General features: G+C 61.2%; 2 protein-coding genes. Both read right to left on the bottom strand.

The window, feature by feature from the left end; genetic code table 11:
• Positions 1 to 556 (bottom strand): amidase (locus EOA36_RS34540; RefSeq protein ID WP_145969482.1); only part of this gene is annotated, 556 nt, incomplete at its 3' end.
• A gap of 97 nt (positions 557 to 653) precedes the next feature.
• Positions 654 to 1,688: an extracellular solute-binding protein gene (locus EOA36_RS34535; RefSeq protein WP_127281143.1), complete on the bottom strand. Its 1,035-nt coding sequence runs from the start codon at positions 1,686 to 1,688 to the stop codon at positions 654 to 656.
• Positions 1,689 to 1,924: the final 236 nt, after the last annotated feature.

Raw genomic sequence — 1,924 nt, 5'->3', positions numbered from 1 at the left:
CCGGAATACGGATCGATCCGGCAATGTCGGAGCCGGTGGCGATCGACGACGTGCCCGAAGCCAGCGTTGCCGCCGAACCTCCCGACGAGCCACCTGGCGTGAAGTCGCGGTTCCAGGGGTTGCGGGTGACGCCCCACCGCTTCGACCAGGTATAACCGGCGCAGCTGAATTCGGGCGTAGCCGTGCGCGCATGGACGATGCCACCGGCCTTGATGATGCGCTCATTCATCGTCGAGGTGTGGCCGCTTATGGCATCCCTGGACAGCAGCGAGCCATGCGACGTCGGCTTGCCCTTGATATAGCTCTCGTCCTTGATGCCGATCGGCAGGCCCTCGAGCGCGCCGGTCCTGGCGCCCTTGGCGTATCTCGCCTCCGCTTTCGCGGCCAGCTTCATCGCCTCCTCGAAATGCGTGAAGGTGAAGCAGTTGATCGCCGATTTGGTGGCCTCGGCGCGGCGGATGGTGGCCTGCATCAGTTCGACGGGCGAGAGTTTCCTCGCCTTGAACAGCCGCAACGCCTCGCTGGCGGGCATGTAGCAAAGGTCGAGATCGGACATAGAAAATCTCCCGCGATCACGTGATCGCACCTGGCATGAAGGTGGCCGGACCGCGCATCGCGGCCCGGCGGCTCTTTGTTGGGTTTGGCTGGTGGCGCTACTTCTGGAGGTCGGTCCAGATTTTCGTGTAAAGCGCCTGCACATCCGGCGGGCAGGCCGGCATGAACTGGCCCTTGGCGGCGAACTCCGCCGGGATATTCACCTCAGGCGCGTTCTTCATATCGTCGGGCATGAAGGCGTCCGAGCCCTTGATCCCGTTCGAATAGCGGGCGAAAGCCGAAATCATCGCGGCGTTCTTCGGGTCCATGATGAAATTCTGGAAGAGCTTGGCATTGTCGACGTTCTTGGCGTCCTTGAGGACGGCGACATTGTCCATCCAGATCGGAAAGCCTTCCTTGGGGTAGCCATAGACGATCTTGTCGTTCTGCAGCCGTTCGCGCAGCGATATGCCGTTCCAGTTGACGCCGGCGGCGATATCGCCCCTGCCCAGGCCATCGACCGCCGCATAGTCGAGCGAAAGCCATTTCGCCTTCGCCTCGACCAGCTTGTCGTGCACCTTCTTCAGCACCTGCATGTCGTTGGTGCAGTACTGGCCGCCTTCATAGGCGATGGCGAGGAACATGATGTCCCCCATTTCGGGCACGACATTGATCTTGCCGACGAGCTCGGCCGGCGGGTCGAGGAACAGCGCCGACGTGTTGGGGTCCCCGGCATAGACCGACTTGTTCACCGAAATGCCTGTCGTTCCCCACTGCCAGGGAACGGTGTATTTGCGGCCCGGATCAAAAGGAACGTCGACCCACCTGGGATCGACATTCCTGAAATTCTCCATTGCGTTGGGATCGGTTTCCAGCAGCAGGCCTTCGCTGATCCAGATCGGCACGACGCTGGCCGAGGGCACGACGATGTCATAGCCGGAAGCACCCTGGCGGACCTTGGCCAACGCGGTGTCGTTGGAGTCGTAGTCGGTCACGGTGACCTTGATCTTGTAGGTCTCCTCGAACTTCTTGATGAGGTCCGGGCTGGTGTAATTGCCCCAATTATAGATGTTGAGTTCGCCATCGGCGCGGGCAACGCCGGTTACGGCGAACAGCGACAGCCCGACGGCAGCCGCGGTCAGTTTCCAGTTCATGCGAGTTGCTCCCATTGTTGGGACCGGCGGCGGCGTCGCCTCGGGTCCATTCCTGCTGACGAAAGAAAGCCGTATCCGCCGACCGCAACCTCAAGGGTCTGGCGGAACCATCGGCGCACAGCACCTCGACGCACCGGACCTTGCCGGATGACTGCCAAGACATTCCCCTTTGTTTCGTAGCCATTCACCGGCGCATACCGGCTGGCCAACTCTGTTTTCGTTACAAGCGATAATTA

The sequence above is a fragment of the Mesorhizobium sp. M8A.F.Ca.ET.021.01.1.1 genome (genome assembly GCF_003998025.1).
In the GTDB taxonomy this organism is placed as follows: Bacteria; Pseudomonadota; Alphaproteobacteria; order Rhizobiales; family Rhizobiaceae; genus Mesorhizobium.
This window is presented reverse-complemented; position numbering and strand designations above follow the sequence as displayed.